Origin of the sequence: Streptomyces sp. NPDC058697 (assembly GCF_042715345.1) — a bacterium.
GTDB lineage: Bacteria > Actinomycetota > Actinomycetes > Streptomycetales > Streptomycetaceae > Streptomyces > Streptomyces liliifuscus.
In genome coordinates this window covers 249,241-264,622 of sequence record NZ_JBHXSU010000008.1, presented here as the reverse complement: position 1 = coordinate 264,622, position 15,382 = coordinate 249,241, and the positions used below count along the sequence as shown (strand labels likewise).

Genomic DNA, 15,382 nt, shown 5'->3' with positions numbered 1-15,382 from the left:
GCTCAGCCCGTCGCGAGCAGTACCGTGCCCACCAACGCCAGGCCCGCGCCGGCCGCCTGGACAAAGCGCAGCCGCTCGCTGAGGAAGCCGCGCGCGGCGAGGGCGGTCACCACCGGGCAGAGCGAGGCGAGAACCGCGGCCACGGTGACCGGGCCGCGCTGGGCGGCCAGTGAGTACGTGCCGTTGGCGGCCACGTCCGCGAGCCCGACGAACGCCAGGGCCGGAACGGACTCCCACGCGATCCTCGGGGCAGGCACGCTGCCCCGCCGGACGGCGACGTACAGGGCCGCGCCTCCCGTGACCACGTTCGTGACGCGTTGTACGAACAGGGCGAGGAAGAGGCCGGTGAGGGTGGACGACGCCTCGGCGATCAGTGCCATCACCGCGCCGAAGCCGAACGCCGCGACCAGGGTGAGCAGCACGGCCTGCCGCTGCACGGGTGCGCCCCTGAAATGCGGTCCGCCCGCGAGGACGACCCCCACGACGGCGACCGCGATCCCCGCGAACTGCACCAGGCCCGGGCGCTCGCCGAGAACGAGTCCGACCGCCACGGGGACGGCGATGCTGAGCGAGGCGAGCGGCGAGACGACGCCCATCGGGCCGAGGGCGAGCGCCTTGTAGAAGGCCAGCATCCCGACGGGCCCGACTAGTCCCGCCGCCACCGCGAACCACAGCCGCGGGCCCGTCTCGCTCCAGGCGCCGGTCACGAGGACGATCGCGCCGAGCACGACGGCGGCGATCGACTGCGAGACGACCACGACCGTCAGCGCGGGCGTACGTCGTGCCAGCAGCCCTCCGCCGAAGTCGGCCAGCCCCCACAGGAGGCTTGTGGCCAGGGCGAAGAGCGCTGTCATCGGATGCCTCGCAGTACAGTTCGATGAACGATTCGGTGCACCACACCGTAGTTCAGTTCATTGAACTCTGTCATCCAGAATATTGAACAACACATTGGACGGAAAGTGTCGGACCTCGACCTGCTGACCCAGTCCCTGGCGCGCAACGTCAAGCGCTGGCGTACCGAGCGCAACTTCACCCTGGACGCGCTCGCCGCCCGCGCGGGGGTCAGTCGCGGCATGCTCATCCAGATCGAGCAGGCCCGGACCAACCCCAGCCTGGGCACCGTCGTCAAGATCGGTGACGCGCTCGGCATCAGCATCACCACACTGCTCGACTACGAGCAGGGCCCGAAGGTCAGGATCGTCCCGGCCGACCAGGCCGTGCGGCTCTGGCACACCGACGCGGGCAGCTACAACCGGCTCCTCGCGGGCACCGAGGCACCCGGCCCGCTGGAGATGTGGGACTGGCTGCTGATGCCGGGCGAGGGCAGCCCTTCCGACCCGCACCCCTCGGGCACGGTCGAGCTCCTCCACGTCACGAAGGGCGAACTGACGCTCACCGTCGACGGCGCGGAGTACCGGGTTCCCGCGGGCGCCAGCGTCTCCTTCGAGGCCAACACCCCTCACACGTACGCCAATTCGGGCGACGAACCGCTGGAGATGGTCATGGCGGTGTCGGTCCCGGGCGTGCACTGAGACCCCCGTCCGGTGCCGTGCGCACGGCTGTTAGCGTGCCGTCATGCGCGCACCCATCGGACAGTTCGACGACGCCACCCCCGCTCCCGACTGCCTCGACACACTGACCCGCCCGGTCGCCGACGCCGTACGCCAGTGGCGCGGCAGCGTCCCCGCCGACCAGATCGTGTACGTCGACACCGAGCCGGAGTGGGCCGACACCGCCACCTTCGTCGAGCACTACGGCAAGGACCTCCTCGACCGGTCGGCCAACTGCGTGGTCGTCGCGGGCAAGCGCGGCGGGGAGAGCACGCTCGCCGCGTGCGTCGTGCTCTCGACCACACGTGTCGACGTGAACGGCGCCGTGCGCCGTCAACTGGGCGCGCGCAAGGCGTCGTTCGCCTCGATGGACACGGCGACCGGCGAGACCGGCATGGAGTACGGCGGCATCACGCCGATCGGACTCCCCGCCGACTGGCCGGTGCTGGTGGACTCGGCGGTGGTCGACCTCCCGTACGTGCTGGTCGGCAGCGGTCGCCGGCGGGGGAAGCTGCTCGTTCCGGGCAAGGCGTTCGCGGAGCTGCCGAACGCCGTGGTGCTGGAGGGGCTCGGGGTCGCCTGACCCTTCCCTCAGGCGGCCGTGTGGTGGGCCAGGGCCAGGTGGGGGTCCGTCTCGCCCGGCGCGGGTGACGGGTCCGCGTGGACCAGGGCCGCGGTGAGCCCCGGGACGGCGTGCAGCAGGGCGTGCTCGGCCTCGACGGCGATGCCGTGGGCCTGCCGTACGCTCGCCTCGCCGTCGACGACCACCGCCACCTCGGCCCGCAGCCGGTGGCCGATCCAGCGCAGCCGCAGCTCGCCGACGGCCTGCACGCCCGGCACCTCGCGCAGTGCTTGCTCGGCCGTGTCGACCAGCTCCGGGTCGATCGCGTCCATGACCCGGCGGAAGACCTCACGTGCGGCGTCGCGCAGCACCAGCAGCAGGGCGGCCGTGATCGCCAGCCCGACCACCGGGTCGGCGAGTTGCCAGCCCAGGGCCGCGCCGCCCGCGCCGAGGAGCACGGCGAGCGAGGTGAAGCCGTCGGTGCGCGCGTGCAGTCCGTCCGCGACGAGCGCAGCCGAGCCGATGTCGCGGCCCACGCGGATGCGGTAGCGGGCCACCCATTCGTTGCCCACGAAGCCGATGACGGCCGCCGCGGCGACGATCGGGATGTGCTCGACCGGGCGGGGTGCGAACAGCCGGTCGATGGCCGTCCAGCCCGCGAAGACCGCGGACGCGGCGATCGTGAGCACGATCACGAGCCCCGCCAGGTCCTCGGCCCGCCCGTAGCCGTACGTGAACCGGCGCGTCGCCGCCCTTCTGCCCAGCACGAAGGCGATGCCGAGCGGTACGGCGGTGAGCGCGTCCGCCGCGTTGTGCACGGTGTCGCCGAGCAGCGCGACCGAACCGGAGACCGCGACGACCGCCGCCTGGGCCACCGCGGTCACACCGAGGACGCCCAGCGAGATCCAGAGGGTGCGGATGCCCCGGGCCGAGGATTCGAGGGCGGAGTCGACCTTGTCGATGCTCGCGTGGGAGTGGGGCTTGAGGAGGTGGGCGACGCGGTGGGTGAGACGGTGACGGAGGCTGTGGCGGGCGCGTGGCGGGTGCCCGGCGCCGTGGTCGTCCTGGTGGCTGTGCCCGTGGTGTCCGGCGCTCACATGAGTCCCCTTTCCGGTGTGCTCGGCTTTCCGGCGTGCTCGGTGGACTCGACGACGTCCACGGAGCCATTATGTGCGTATGAGCGCACGCATGCACCTATCACCTGCGAACGATGAGCATCCGCGCACGCCGGGCGAGGAACAGTTCGCCCTCGCCGCGGAGGTGCTCGCCCTCCTGGGCGACCGCACCCGGCTCGTCCTGCTGCACGCCCTGGCCGAGGACGAGGCCGACGTGACGACGCTCACGGAGCGCTGCGGCGCGGCCCGTCCGGCCGTCAGCCAGCATCTGGCGCGGCTGCGGCTCGCCGGTCTCGTCAACACGCGCAAGGAGGGCCGCCGGGTGATCTACTCCCTGCGCGACGGCCATCTGCGCCGGGTCGTGGACGAGGCGCTGAACCTGGCCGACCACCGCCTGAGCGACCGGCCGGCGCACGACTGAGGCAGTCTGTTTCGGGCGGGGCCCACGGGTACTCGGGGCGTGAGCCGGAAACCGCCTCCGGGCGCGGGACGCCGATGCGGGTGATGCTGGAGGTGACGGAACCACGGCCCCGAGGGTGCTTCCGACGCTGTCGGACGTCCGCACACGCCGGTCAGCCCGATTCAGGACGGTACTGCCATGAACCGCGACACCACAGTCCGAAGCGACGTCATCTCCAGCCACGCGGTGGCCGGTGCCCCGTGCTGGGTCAGCCTGACGGCGCGTGACCAGCACGCCGCGGAGGACTTCTACCGGGCGGTGCTCGGCTGGCGCTTCCGGGAGGCCAGGCTGATGGACCGGTTCCGGATCGCGTACGCGGAAGGGGTGCCCGTCGCGGGCATCGCCGCCGTTGCCTCCACGTGGCAGATGGCCGTCGCCTGGACCCCGTACTTCGCCGTGGACAGCGCGGACGAGACCGTCGCCCGGGGCCAGGAGCGCGGCGGTACGACGGCAGTCGGGCCGATCCGCTTCCCGCCGGGCCGCGCCGCCCTGCTGGCCGACCGCGACGGCGCCGTCTTCGGCATCTGGGAGGGCCAGCTCGTCGCGGGCTGGGAGACCTGGCGCCGGGCGGCCCCGGCCTTCCTGCGGCTGCACACGCGCAACGCGTTCGACGCCGCCATCTTCTACGGGGAGGTCCTGGAGTGGGCGACCTCGGAGCCCGGCTGCATCGAGGTCCACTACGACGGCGACGAGGTCGTGCTGCGCAGCGACGGGGACGTGGTGGCCCGTATCCACTCCGGTGCGGTGGAGGCGGCGCCCGATCCCACGGTCCGGCCGCACTGGCAGGTCCACTTCGCGGTCGACGACGTCGACGCGTGCGTGCGCGCGGCGCTGGCCCACGGGGGCACGGTCCAGGAGGGCGCGTCCTCGCAGGAGGCGGTGCTGCGGGACCCCGACGGCGCGCAGTTCACGGTGGCATCGCGGAAGGAGCAGTGAGGCCGCGCCTGCCGCAGCGATGAGGCCGCACCGCCCGAACGATGGGATCGCGCCACCAGAATGAATGCCTCCGGCTGAAAAAAGCCCATCGATGACCGGAATTGATGGACGCGGCATGCAGTTCACTGCGAATCAATCGAAAACGCTTGCTCACGCCTGTCACGGCGCGTACATCTGTCCCCCGCGACACTTGTTTTTCCGGGGGGATGTTGGCATATGCAAGGAACTGTCGACGGATTCAGCTACGGACTCATCACGCCGCTGGCCGCCTATGTCATGGCGTGCCTGGGAGCGGCCCTGGGGCTGCGCTGCATCACCCGATCACTGCGTAACGACCAGTCGTGGAAGCCGGGGTGGCTGGCGCTGGGGGCGGCGTCGATCGGATGCGGAATATGGACGATGCATTTCATCGCCATGATCGGATTCCAGGTCGAGGAAAGCCGTATTCGCTACGACGTCGGCCTGACGATTCTCAGCCTCGCCGTCGCGATTGTCGTCGTCGGCCTGGGCGTCTTCGCCGTCGGCTACCGCGGCGCGAACACGGCGACCCTGCTCATGGCGGGCGCCTTCACGGGCATCGGGGTCGCGGCCATGCACTACATAGGCATGGCGGCCATCCAGGTGAACGGCAGCCTGGAGTACGACGTCCCCACGGTGGCCCTCTCCGTCGGGATCGCCATCGTCGCCGCGACCGCCGCGCTCTGGGCCGCGGTCGCGATCCGCGGCTTCATGACGAGCCTGGGGGCCAGCCTCGTGATGGGCGTCGCCGTCTCCGGTATGCACTACACGGGCATGGCGGCCGTCAGCGTGCATCTCCACGGCGCGACCGGCTCGCCCGGTGTCGGCGGCTCCGCCCAATCGCTCCTGCTCCCCATGCTCCTCGGCCCGGCCCTCTTCCTGCTGCTCGCGGGAGTGGTGGTGATGTTCGATCCGATGCTGGTCCTCGGGGACGGCGACTGGCGGCGGCCCGTCGCCGGCCGACGTGAGCTCACACCACAGGCGAGCTGGGCCGAGGAGTCCGGCTCCCTGTTCGAGGCGCCCTCCGACGCGGCTCGGCGCGCCTACGGACAGGACGCGGGTCACCACTCGTACGGACAAGGGGCGCCGGCACCGCGCAACTGGTGACCGTGCCCCGGCTCCGCTGCCCGGCGCGGGATCGATCGCCGGGCAGCGGTCTGTTCTTCCTCGCCTCTTCCTCGCCGATCCGCTTCAGCGAGTAGTGGTCACGCCGGGTCGATGCGGGAGACGCTGCCACCGATGGCGAGCACATACAGTTCGCCGTCGCCGCCCTGCACGAACGAGATGACCTCCCCGCCGTTGACTCCGAGGTCGCTCTCGCCGGTCACCTTCCCGTTCGCCATCCGCAGCGTGCGCAGGGTGCCGTCGCAGTAGTCGCTGAACACGTACTGCCCCTTGAGGGCCGGGATCGCCTTGCCTCGGTAGACGTATCCGCCGGTCACCGAGCAGCCGAGACCGGTGCGGTCGTACTCGTGGACCGGCGGCACGTGATTCGCGGGTTCGGTTCCGCCACGGAAGGGATGGGTGCCCTCCATCTGGGACCAGCCGTAGTTCTCGCCGCCCCTGCTCTTCGCCGGGGCCCAGTCGATCTCCTCCCAGTCGCTCTGGCCGACGTCGCCGATCAGCAGGTCGCCGGTGCGCGCGTCGAAGGAGAACCGCCACGGGTTGCGCAGCCCGTACGCCCAGATCTCGTCCCTCGCGTTCGGATCGTTCACGAAGGGGTTGTCCCGCGGGATCGCGTACGGCTTGCCGCCCCGCGGGTCGATCCGCAGCATCTTGCCGAGCAGCGTGTCGAGGTTCTGTCCGTTTCCGTGCGGGTCGCCGCCCGAGCCGCCGTCGCCGAGCGCGATGTAGAGGTAGCCGTCGGGCCCGAACCTGATGTCACCGCCGTTGTGGTTCGGGTAGGGCTGTGTCTGGGTGATGACGGTGCGCCGGGTGCTGGGGAGGATCTTGCCGTGCCGCACGGCGAACTCGTCCACGGTGCTGGTGCCTTCGAGGTTCGTGAACGAGATGTAGAAGTGCGCGAACCGTTTGTCGAACGCGATGCCCAGCAGGCCGCGTTCGCCGTCGGTGGTGGTCTCGCCGGTGATGTCGAGGACGGGCTCGCCCAGCCCCTTGTCGTTCAGAATCCGTACCGTGCCCGCGCGTTCGGCGATCCAGACCGTGCCGCCGGGCCCGGCGGCGCCGGCGATCGGGTTCTGGGCTCTGGCGACTTCCTTGAGCGCTACCTTCGCCGCCTTGCGCGGGGCGGCGGGCTCGTCGGCGGACGCCGTGGTCAGGGCGAGGGATGCGACGAGGCAGATGGTGCCGATGAGCGCCGTGCTTCGGGTGCGAACTTTCACCGTGACCCTCCATGAGGCGGGGAATGGGGAAGTCACCCGGCTGCCTTGGGCAGGGTTGTGTGGGGTGTCGCCCGAGCCAGCACGCAACCTGGGTGGGGGGGATCGTGTGCCGCTGGCCACGCATGAGGATACTGGGGCAGGACGGTTTGGCCTAGACCAATAACCCGCCCAACTGCCCCTGTTCCGCAGTCGGTTCACATCCCGCACCCACCGTGCGATGGGGTGTGCGCGGGTCAGGCGCGTCAGCCCAGGCGTGGGATCTCGATCGCCGGGCAGCGGTCCATGACCATGTCGAGGCCGGCCGCGCGGGTGCGCTCGTAGGCGGCCTCGTCGATGACTCCCAGCTGGAACCAGACGGCCTTGGCGCCGATGGCGACCGCCTCGTCGGCCACCGGGCCGGCGAGATCGCTGTTGACGAACACGTCGACGACATCGACCTCGAAGGGGATGTCCTTGAGCGAGGCATACCCCTTCTCGCCATGGACCGTCTCGGCCTTCGGGTGGACCGGGACGATGCGCTTGCCGTAGCGCTGGAGGACGTCCGCCACGCCGTACGCGGCGCGCCGCTCGTTCGACGACAGGCCGACGATCGCCCAGGTGTCGCCGGACTCGCTGAGGATCTTGCGGATCGTTGCCGGGTCGCCGTACACGGTCGGCCTCCTTGGGATGTGTACGCGGGATACGTACAAGGGCTACTGCGCGCGACAACAGCGAGCGCGGCCCGGTGATTCCCCCGCCATCGGCTTCCTCGGGTTCACGCCGAGGCGGTCACCAGCAGTTCCACGTTGCGGTCGCCGGGACCGCCGGCCCAGCCCTCGTGGACGCCCTTCGTCATGCCCGTGGCCAGGTCGGGGGCGTTGTACGACAGCTCCCGGTACAGGGAGGCGAGGCCCACCGCCGACAGGTCGGTGAAGTCCGGGTCGGTTCGGTGCGGGGCGGCGGACTCGACGAGGGTGGCGAACAGGGACACCGTGCCGTCCCCGTTGTCGGCCAGCTCGATCACCCGGGCATGGTGCGGATAGTCCAGGTGGGAGGCGGTGTTGACCTCCCAGAAGGACCGGGCGGGCGTGGCGTGCGCGTGGGGAGTGATCCGGTTGACATGGCTGTGGCCGTTGATCCAGGCCACCACGTTCGGGAAGCGGTGGAGCAGGGCGAGGACCTCCGCACCGTCGTGCCGCGGCTCCTCGGTGCGGGCGGCGTCGGGGCGGCGGGTCATGCTCGGACTGTGGTGGTGGCTGAAGACCAGCACATGGGCGTCGTCGGCCCCGGGGTTGCGTACGAGGCGGCCGTCGGCGTCGTAGGACCGGGAGCTGTGCGCGGCCAGCGTCCGCTCCAGCCAGCGGAGTTGATCGGTGCCCAGCGAGCCCTCGTAGTGGCCGCTGCGGTACGTCGTGTCGATGCTGATGCCGATGACGTTCTCGGCCACCCGGAACGAGTAGTACATCCGGTCGCCGTCGAGGTTGTTCTCCGTGTAGCCGTGGCCGACCGGGCCCGCACCGGCGTGGGCCGGGTCGAGATGCGCGGCCAGGTAGTCGTGCGGGGTGAACAGTCGGCGCCGTTCGTCGGCCGTGACCGTCCGCGCCGAGGCCGTGTGCCTCTTCAGGATCGCCGAGAGCACCTCGCTCTTGGGGTCGTCGCCGGAGTTCAGCGCCTTCGCGTAGGCGGCCGCGTCCGTGGCCGGGACCGACAGCAGCTTGCGGGAGCCGACGGCGAAGTCGCCCAGCGCAGGGGACAGACAGCCGCCGGGAATGTCGTCGTGGTTGCCGACCGTGGAGTACCAGGGGATGTCGAGCCCCGGGCTGGTCACCGGCCGTATCGCGGCGTCGAGGAAGCCGGGGATGCGGGGCAGCCCGCGCCGCTTGTCCAGGTCGCGCAGGGCCGCGTCGTCCGGGTGCCAGTAGAGGGGCAGGCCGGAGTTCTGGACGCCTTCGTACGCCGCCGGATCCCCGGTGTTGGGAGTGATCCTGCCGCCGCTCATCAGCGTGAGGAACCACTCCAGTTCGATCGCGGAGTTGTTGTCGATGTTGTCGCCCGTCGTCATCACGAACGAGGGCACGAGGCCGGTGTACGGGCCCCCGCCGAGCGCGTTCACCTGCTCCACGAGCGCCACCGCCCCCGCCACCGTCAGCGCCTCCTGGGCCCGCCACGCGGCAGGCCTGCGCGACCGCAGGAACTCGGTGCGCAGCGGGTTCTGCACATCGGTGAGGTGGAGGTCGGTGAACTGCACGAAGCACGCGAGCGGTGTGCGCCGGTCCTGGCGGCCGGTGGCGGCAGGCGCGAGCTCTCCGCGTACGACCACGGGCCAGCCGGGGCCGGAGACGAGCCGGCGGTAGGTGTCGGTGTGCGCGCGGCCTCCGAGGCGGGCCGTCGTCTCCAGGGTGGTCGTCGCGTACGGGGCCGCGCGTCGCGGCGCCGGCCGTCGGGTGGCGGCGGCCGGCTGCGGGGCCGCACTCTCCGCCGCGGGCTGCACGGAGGGGGCCGGGCGCTGCCGTGGGAAGACGGCCGCCGCTCCTCCGGTCGCTCCCGCCGCGACGGCGCCGGACGCGAGCAGAAAGCGCCGACGGTTGATCGAGGACGCGGGCGGGGACGGGGATGGGGACGGGGAAGGGGGTGTGGACGAGGGCGGGGGAGTGGGTGCGGTCCCCGCCGTTTCGGTTCCGGTCATGGGGCGGCCCTCCGGTGCCTCCGAGTGACTCAACTAGCGGAACCACTCATTCAGGCCGCGGGGGCAGGGCCCTGGGCAGGGGCGTGGCGTGGCCGTGAACACCGCCGGAACAGGTGGAGCGGCTGCTGGGCCCGTACTGCCTGCCCGTCCGCCGGTCCGTGACACCCGCCGTGATAGCTTGCCGAGGCCAGTCGAACCCATGTACGTGGGTCAGGGAATCCGGTGGGAATCCGGAGCTGACGCGCAGCGGTGAGGGTGACGGGCGTGGCATCGGCCACTGGACCGGTATGACGGTCCGGGAAGGCGCCTCGTCCGGGTGACCCCGAGTCCGAAGACCTGCTGGCGGCCTCCGCGGTCACGCGCCGACGGGGGAGCACCGTACGACCGGGCTCCGCGTTCGAGCCCTCGACGCCTGAGGAACTCCCGTGCCCGTCGCACGTCTTGCCCGTCCCGCTGCCCTCGTCCTGACCGGGGCTCTCCTGCTGACCGGCTGCGGTTCGGGAGATTCGGGAGACTCGTCGTCCGGCACGGACTCCGGGGTCGCCGTCACCCTCGACAACTGTGGACAGACCGTACGCGTCGAGGCGCCGCCCGAGCGGGCCGTCTCCCTCAACCAGGGCACCACCGAGATCATGCTCTCCCTCGGCCTCGCCGACCGGATGGCCGGTACCGCGACCTGGACCGACCCGGTGATGAAGGGCCTGGAGAAGGCGAACGCGAAGGTGGAGCGGATCGCCGACAACAACCCCTCCTTCGAACGGGTCCTGGACGCAGACCCCGACTTCGTCGCCGCCTCGTTCGTGTCGACGCTCGGCAAGGGAGGCGTGGCCACCCGGGACCAGTTCGAGAAGCTCGGCGTGCCCGCCTACGTCTCGCCCTCCGACTGCGTCGGCAAGGACAACGACTCGGGCGGCGACGGCGCGCGGACGAAGGCCCTCGGCATCGACGCCATCTACGGCGAAGTGCGCGACCTGGCCGCGGTGTTCGGCGTCGAGAAGCGGGGCGAACAGCTCGTCGCCGACCTCAAGCAGCGGACGAAGAAGGCCACTTCGGGGATCGACGCCTCCGACGTCACCCTCCTGTACTGGTTCGCCAACTCCGACTCGCCCTACATGGCGGGCTGTTGCGGCGCGCCCGGCGTCATAACCCGGACCCTCGGCGCGAAGAACGTCTTCGACGACACGCACGAGGAGTGGCCCCAGATCAACTGGGAGACCGTCGCCGACCGCGACCCCGACGTGCTCGTCATCGGCGACCTGACGCGCAAGTCGCAGACCGCCGAGTCCGCGAAGAAGAAGATCGAGTTCCTGGAGTCCGACCCGGTCACCAGGAACATGACCGCAGTCAAGAAGAAGCGGTACGTCCTGCTCAGCGGGCAGGCGATGAACCCGACCATCCGCACGGTCGAGGGCGTCGAGCAAGTCGCCTCCGCCCTGCGGGAGTTCGGGCTCACCGGGTGACACGGCCGCGCCTGGGACTGCTCATCGCCGCGGGCGTCGCCCTGCTCCTCGTGTCCGTCGCCGTCGCGATCACCATCGGTCCGGCGGACATCCGGGTCGGTGACGTCTGGTCCGTGGTCGCGTCCCATCTCGGCTGGGGCAGCTCGGAGTTGACGCCGATCAGGGAGGGGATCGTCTGGGAGCTGCGGTTGCCGCGCACGCTCCTGGCTGCCGTTTGCGGGGCCGGACTCGCCGTGTGCGGCGCGGTGATGCAGTCCCTGTTGCGCAACCCGCTCGCCGACCCCTTCGTCCTGGGCGTGTCCTCGGGTGCCTCGACGGGCGCCGTGATCGTGGTCGTCCTCGGTGTCGGCGGGGGCCTGGTCTCGGTCTCCGCGGGCGCGTTCCTCGGCGCGGTGCTGTCGTTCGGGCTCGTGCTGCTGCTCAGCCACACGCTCGGCGGCGCGACGGACCGTGTGGTGCTGAGCGGAGTCGCCGCGATGCAGCTCTTCTCCGCGCTCACCTCCTTCGTCGTGATGACCGCCGCCGACGCCGAGACCACCCGCGGGGTGCTGTTCTGGCTGCTCGGTTCGCTGAGCGGGGTCGGCTGGACCGACGTCTGGGTGTGCTTCGCGGTGCTCGCGGTGACGCTGCTGGTGTGCCTCGGGTACGCGCGCACGCTCGACGCGTTCGCCTTCGGCCAGGACGCCGCCGCGACGCTCGGGGTCTCCGTGGCCCGTACGCGACTGGTGCTGCTGTGTGCCACGGCGTTGCTGACCGCGGCACTCGTCAGTTCGGCGGGTGCGATCGGTTTCGTCGGTCTCGTACTGCCGCATGCGGCAAGGGCGTTGGTGGGGTCCGGGCACGCCCGGCTGCTGCCGGTCACGGCCCTCGCGGGCGCGGTGTTCCTGGTGTGGGTGGACACGCTGGCCCGTACCGTCCTCGATCCCCAGGAGGTGCCGGTGGGCGTGGTGACCTCGCTGATCGGCGTACCGGTGTTCGTGCTGGTGCTGTACCGGACCCGGAGGGCGTGATGACGGCGGAGAACATCAAGAGCACCGGGCATGCGCAGGCCGCAGAGGAGGCCGGGCGCGCGCAGGCGGTATCCGGAGAGGGACTCCGCGCCCACCGCGTCACACGGACCGCCGACGGCCGTGTCATCCTCGACGGCGTCAGCATCACCCCGGCCCCCGGCACCACCGTCGGACTGCTCGGCCCGAACGGCTCCGGCAAGTCCACCCTGCTGCGCCTGCTCGCCGGGGTCCTCGCTCCCGCCTCCGGTGTCGTCACCCTCGACGGCAGCCCCCTCGCCGAACTGGGCCGCCGCGACATCGCCCGCCGTGTCGCCGTGGTCGAGCAACAGGCCGACACCCAGGTCGAGTTGAGCGTGCTGGACGTCGTACGGCTCGGCCGCACACCCCATCGCCGCGCCTGGACCCCCGCGTCCGAGGCGGACGAGCGGGCCGTACGCGACGCGCTGGACCGCACCGGCCTCACGAACCTCGCCCGCCAGTCCTGGCACACCCTCTCCGGCGGCGAGCGGCAGCGCGTGCAGATCGCCCGCGCGCTCGCCCAGGAACCCCGCGAACTGCTCCTCGACGAACCGACCAACCACCTGGACATCCAGCACCAGCTCGACCTGCTGACCCTCGTCACCTCGCTCCCGGTCACCAGCGTCGTCGCCCTGCACGACCTCAACCTCGCGGCGATGTACTGCGATCAGCTCGTCGTCCTGCGCGAGGGACACGTCGTGGCCTGCGGCGGTCCGGGCGACATCCTCACGGAAGAGCTCATCGCCGAGGTGTACGGGGTCCGGGCCGCCGTCACACGGGAGGGCCCCGACGACCGGCCGCACGTGCGCTTCCTGGGCACCGTGAGTTGACCGGCGCACCGGTGAATCGTGCTGGCCACACCGGTGATTCGCGAACACGTGTCCGGAAATGACGTCCGCCTCCCTGCGCCGGACCCCGCACGCGCCTACGCTCACCCCGTGCTGCGTATCACCGACGCCCGAACCGGCGAGCCCACCGACGCCACCCCTGCCCGCCGGGGCCTGACCCGCGTCGAGGCCCATGTGCCGCGCCCCGACACCACGGGCCTGCGCGTGCTCCTGGTCGCCGACGTCCTCGTACGCGCCCTGGAGATCAGCGGGACGCCCGTCTGGACCGTACTGACCGGCACGGAGGGGCGCGCGGAACTCCGGGCCCGGGCCGCGGTGCTCGGCATCCGGCCGTTCGAGGACGAACGGGACAGCGGATCGGGCCTCGGCGAGGCGCAGGTACTGCACGTGTGCGCTCCGGAGGCCGGGTCGGCGGGCGGTGCGGGTGAGGACAGTGAGACGGCGAACGGTCTGCGGGTCGAGGTCGCCCCGGTCGACGCCGCCGGCGGAGTGGCGGACGACGAGGAGCGCGCCTCCGCCCTCCGCCTCGCCCTGCTCGCGTGCCCCCGCCGCGAACCCCTCCGGCTCGACGAGGCAGCCCTCACGGACGCCGAGGACACCCTGAGGCGCTGGCGGGGCGCCGTCGCCACCTGGGCGACCCGGCCGTCCGGCCCCATCCCCGATCCCGTACGCCAACAGCTGCGCGCCGCCTGGGAGGACGACCTGGACGTGCCCGCCGTACTCGCCGTGCTGCGCAAGGTGGAGACGTCGGGGACCGTCCCGGACGGCGCCCGCTTCGAGACGTACGCCTACGCGGACCGGCTCCTCGGGCTCGAACTCACCCGTGACATCGGCCGCGGGACCCCCTCGTGATCGCGCGCGCCGGAACGGGCCCGCTGCGCCGCCTTGTCGTCCTGCGGCACGCCAAGTCGGCCTGGCCGGACGGCGTCCCCGACCACGAGCGGCCGCTCGCCCCGCGCGGGCGCCGCGACGCCCCGGCCGCCGGACGCGTGCTCGCCGACATCGACTGCCTGCCCGACCTGGCGCTCTGCTCCACCGCCGTACGCGCCCGCCAGACCTGGGAGCTGACCGCCGGACAGTGGGGCACACCGCCTCCCGTACGCCACGATCCGCGGCTGTACGCGGCCGACGTTCCCGAGCTGCTCGAAGCGGTGCGCGAAGTGTCCACGCACACCAAGACGTTGGTGCTGGTCGGGCACAACCCCGGTCTGGAGGAGCTGGTGCTGACCCTGGCCGGCGACAGCCTCGACGACGCGCTGGACGACGTACGGACGAAGTTCCCCACGTCGGCGATCGCGGTCCTCGCCTGGCACGGCGACGACTGGGGCTCCCTCGGCCCCGGCACGGCACTGCTCACCGACATGATCGTGCCGCGCGGACGGAAGCCGGGGCAGGGCTAGGGGCAGGGGCCAGGGCACTGGCGGGGGGCGGCTCCCCGGCGTCGGGCTTCGCCCCTTCAGGGGCGCGGGGAACTGCGCGATCAGCCACAAACGGCCCGCACGTACATCCAACCGCTCAGGCAGTACGGCGCCGAAGCAGGGCCGAGGCCGGGGCGGTAGGGGAGGCGATCCCCGGCCGGGTGCAGCGCATACGCTGGCCCGATGCAGGACGAGTACCGCACGGTGGCACGCGCAGGCGTGCACGAGACCGAGGTCAACCGCTCACGCTTCCTCTGCGCACTGGCGCCGGCGGCCACCGAGCAGGAGGCCCAGGCCTTCCTTGCCGCCGTCCGCAAGGAGCACGCAGACGCGACGCACAACTGCTTCGCCTACGTCATCGGCGCCGACGCCTCCGTCCAGAAGGCGAGCGACGACGGGGAACCGGGCGGCACGGCGGGCGTCCCGATGCTCCAGATGCTGCTCCGGCGCGACATGCGGTACGTCGTCGCGGTCGTCACCCGCTACTACGGAGGCGTCAAACTCGGCGCGGGCGGGCTCATCCGGGCCTACGGCGGCGCGGTGGGCGAGGCCCTGGACACCCTCGGCACGATCACACGTAGACGCTTCCGTCTGGCGACCGTGACGGTCGACCACCAGCGGGCGGGCAAGGTGGAGAACGACCTGCGGTCGACCGGCCGCGAGGTGCGCGACGTGCGCTACGGAGAGGCCGTCACCATCGAGATCGGGCTGCCGGACGCCGATGTCGAGGCCTTCCGTGGCTGGCTGGCCGATGTCACGGCCGGAACCGCCGGCTTCGAACTGGGCGGAGAGGCGTACGGGGATGCATAGGGGCCCAGCGCGCACACCTGCCCGGCCGGACCGGGGCTTTCGAACCTGACGGGGGCCTCTAAAATGAGTCGACGGCATGACCACCGCGACCTCGCAACTTACCTGCAACGAGCGGTAGTTCGGGCGTCTGGCCAAGTCCGCACTTCACGAACATCAGGCGTTTGATCACA

At 71.5% G+C, this 15,382-nt stretch carries 16 protein-coding genes and 1 riboswitch; of the genes, 11 read left to right on the top strand and 5 right to left on the bottom strand.

Features of this window, described 5'->3' with window-relative positions; genetic code table 11:
• Nucleotides 1-2: 2 nt before the first annotated feature.
• Nucleotides 3-854 (bottom strand): EamA family transporter, encoded by an 852-nt coding sequence (locus ACFWXQ_RS21635; protein ID WP_383940358.1) that lies wholly within the window; start codon nucleotides 852-854, stop codon nucleotides 3-5.
• Nucleotides 855-959: 105 nt separating this feature from the next.
• On the opposite strand from ACFWXQ_RS21635, the gene ACFWXQ_RS21630 reads away from it, so the two are divergent.
• Together ACFWXQ_RS21630 and ACFWXQ_RS21625 are read left to right on the top strand one after the other, a co-directional pair.
• Entirely contained in the window at nucleotides 960-1,532 is a 573-nt protein-coding gene (locus ACFWXQ_RS21630; RefSeq protein ID WP_383940355.1) for a helix-turn-helix domain-containing protein, read from the top strand.
• Nucleotides 1,533-1,575: 43 nt separating this feature from the next.
• Nucleotides 1,576-2,133, top strand: coding sequence for a YbaK/EbsC family protein (locus ACFWXQ_RS21625; RefSeq protein WP_306941112.1), 558 nt, complete (start codon nucleotides 1,576-1,578; stop codon nucleotides 2,131-2,133).
• Nucleotides 2,134-2,141: 8 nt separating this feature from the next.
• On the opposite strand, the gene ACFWXQ_RS21620 is transcribed toward ACFWXQ_RS21625, so the two are convergent.
• Nucleotides 2,142-3,209, bottom strand: a complete 1,068-nt coding sequence (locus ACFWXQ_RS21620) for a cation diffusion facilitator family transporter (RefSeq protein WP_383940351.1) — start codon at nucleotides 3,207-3,209, stop codon at nucleotides 2,142-2,144.
• A gap of 79 nt (nucleotides 3,210-3,288) precedes the next feature.
• Between ACFWXQ_RS21620 and ACFWXQ_RS21615 the strand changes: the two genes are divergently transcribed.
• From ACFWXQ_RS21615 to ACFWXQ_RS21605, 3 genes are all read left to right on the top strand, one after another.
• Complete coding sequence (locus ACFWXQ_RS21615) at nucleotides 3,289-3,648, top strand: metalloregulator ArsR/SmtB family transcription factor (RefSeq protein ID WP_326731151.1); 360 nt, start codon at nucleotides 3,289-3,291, stop codon at nucleotides 3,646-3,648.
• Nucleotides 3,649-3,825: 177 nt separating this feature from the next.
• Nucleotides 3,826-4,623 carry a VOC family protein gene (locus ACFWXQ_RS21610; RefSeq protein WP_383940348.1) on the top strand — a complete coding sequence of 266 codons (798 nt, stop codon included), beginning with the start codon at nucleotides 3,826-3,828 and terminating at the stop codon, nucleotides 4,621-4,623.
• Nucleotides 4,624-4,839: 216 nt separating this feature from the next.
• Nucleotides 4,840-5,748: an MHYT domain-containing protein gene (locus tag ACFWXQ_RS21605; RefSeq protein ID WP_383940345.1), complete on the top strand. Its 909-nt coding sequence runs from the start codon at nucleotides 4,840-4,842 to the stop codon at nucleotides 5,746-5,748.
• 98 nt (nucleotides 5,749-5,846) lie between these two features.
• Here the strand turns inward: ACFWXQ_RS21605 and ACFWXQ_RS21600 are convergent, their stop codons facing one another.
• The 3 genes from ACFWXQ_RS21600 to ACFWXQ_RS21590 all read right to left on the bottom strand — a co-directional run bounded on the left by ACFWXQ_RS21600 (nucleotide 5,847) and on the right by ACFWXQ_RS21590 (nucleotide 9,648).
• On the bottom strand, nucleotides 5,847-6,983 hold the full coding sequence (locus ACFWXQ_RS21600; RefSeq protein ID WP_383940342.1) for a PQQ-dependent sugar dehydrogenase: 1,137 nt from the start codon (nucleotides 6,981-6,983) through the stop codon (nucleotides 5,847-5,849).
• Between the two features lie 242 nt (nucleotides 6,984-7,225).
• On the bottom strand, nucleotides 7,226-7,633 hold the full coding sequence (locus ACFWXQ_RS21595; RefSeq protein ID WP_383940339.1) for a CoA-binding protein: 408 nt from the start codon (nucleotides 7,631-7,633) through the stop codon (nucleotides 7,226-7,228).
• Nucleotides 7,634-7,737: 104 nt separating this feature from the next.
• Entirely contained in the window at nucleotides 7,738-9,648 is a 1,911-nt protein-coding gene (locus ACFWXQ_RS21590; protein WP_383940336.1) for a TIGR03767 family metallophosphoesterase, read from the bottom strand.
• 171 nt (nucleotides 9,649-9,819) lie between these two features.
• Nucleotides 9,820-10,007, top strand: a riboswitch (cobalamin riboswitch).
• 66 nt (nucleotides 10,008-10,073) lie between these two features.
• Here ACFWXQ_RS21590 and ACFWXQ_RS21585 point away from each other — a divergent pair.
• The 6 genes from ACFWXQ_RS21585 to ACFWXQ_RS21560 all read left to right on the top strand — a co-directional run bounded on the left by ACFWXQ_RS21585 (nucleotide 10,074) and on the right by ACFWXQ_RS21560 (nucleotide 15,212).
• Nucleotides 10,074-11,108, top strand: a complete 1,035-nt coding sequence (locus ACFWXQ_RS21585) for an ABC transporter substrate-binding protein (protein ID WP_383940334.1) — start codon at nucleotides 10,074-10,076, stop codon at nucleotides 11,106-11,108.
• Nucleotides 11,105-12,118: a FecCD family ABC transporter permease gene (locus ACFWXQ_RS21580; RefSeq protein ID WP_383391171.1), complete on the top strand. Its 1,014-nt coding sequence runs from the start codon at nucleotides 11,105-11,107 to the stop codon at nucleotides 12,116-12,118. Before ACFWXQ_RS21585 ends, ACFWXQ_RS21580 begins: the two co-directional genes overlap by 4 nt.
• Complete coding sequence (locus tag ACFWXQ_RS21575) at nucleotides 12,118-12,966, top strand: ABC transporter ATP-binding protein (protein ID WP_383940332.1); 849 nt, start codon at nucleotides 12,118-12,120, stop codon at nucleotides 12,964-12,966. Before ACFWXQ_RS21580 ends, ACFWXQ_RS21575 begins: the two co-directional genes overlap by 1 nt.
• Before the next feature lie 108 nt (nucleotides 12,967-13,074).
• Nucleotides 13,075-13,836, top strand: a complete 762-nt coding sequence (locus tag ACFWXQ_RS21570) for a hypothetical protein (RefSeq protein WP_383940329.1) — start codon at nucleotides 13,075-13,077, stop codon at nucleotides 13,834-13,836.
• Nucleotides 13,833-14,384: a SixA phosphatase family protein gene (locus ACFWXQ_RS21565; RefSeq protein WP_383940327.1), complete on the top strand. Its 552-nt coding sequence runs from the start codon at nucleotides 13,833-13,835 to the stop codon at nucleotides 14,382-14,384. Before ACFWXQ_RS21570 ends, ACFWXQ_RS21565 begins: the two co-directional genes overlap by 4 nt.
• A gap of 201 nt (nucleotides 14,385-14,585) precedes the next feature.
• The gene (locus tag ACFWXQ_RS21560) at nucleotides 14,586-15,212 is read left to right on the top strand and encodes a YigZ family protein (RefSeq protein ID WP_383940324.1); all 627 of its coding nucleotides are present in this window, start codon (nucleotides 14,586-14,588) and stop codon (nucleotides 15,210-15,212) included.
• The last annotated feature ends 170 nt before the right edge of the window (nucleotides 15,213-15,382 follow it).

What these genes read in the sequence shown, in the direction of transcription:
- ACFWXQ_RS21635 (WP_383940358.1), bottom strand. Translation starts at nt 854, where the DNA reads ATGACAGCGCTCTTCGCCCTGGCCACAAGCCTCCTGTGGGGGCTGGCC.
- ACFWXQ_RS21625 (WP_306941112.1), top strand. Translation starts at nt 1,576, where the DNA reads ATGCGCGCACCCATCGGACAGTTCGACGACGCCACCCCCGCTCCCGAC.
- ACFWXQ_RS21615 (WP_326731151.1), top strand. Translation starts at nt 3,289, where the DNA reads ATGAGCGCACGCATGCACCTATCACCTGCGAACGATGAGCATCCGCGC.
- ACFWXQ_RS21610 (WP_383940348.1), top strand. Translation starts at nt 3,826, where the DNA reads ATGAACCGCGACACCACAGTCCGAAGCGACGTCATCTCCAGCCACGCG.
- ACFWXQ_RS21605 (WP_383940345.1), top strand. Translation starts at nt 4,840, where the DNA reads ATGCAAGGAACTGTCGACGGATTCAGCTACGGACTCATCACGCCGCTG.
- ACFWXQ_RS21590 (WP_383940336.1), bottom strand. Translation starts at nt 9,648, where the DNA reads ATGACCGGAACCGAAACGGCGGGGACCGCACCCACTCCCCCGCCCTCG.
- ACFWXQ_RS21575 (WP_383940332.1), top strand. Translation starts at nt 12,118, where the DNA reads ATGACGGCGGAGAACATCAAGAGCACCGGGCATGCGCAGGCCGCAGAG.
- ACFWXQ_RS21560 (WP_383940324.1), top strand. Translation starts at nt 14,586, where the DNA reads ATGCAGGACGAGTACCGCACGGTGGCACGCGCAGGCGTGCACGAGACC.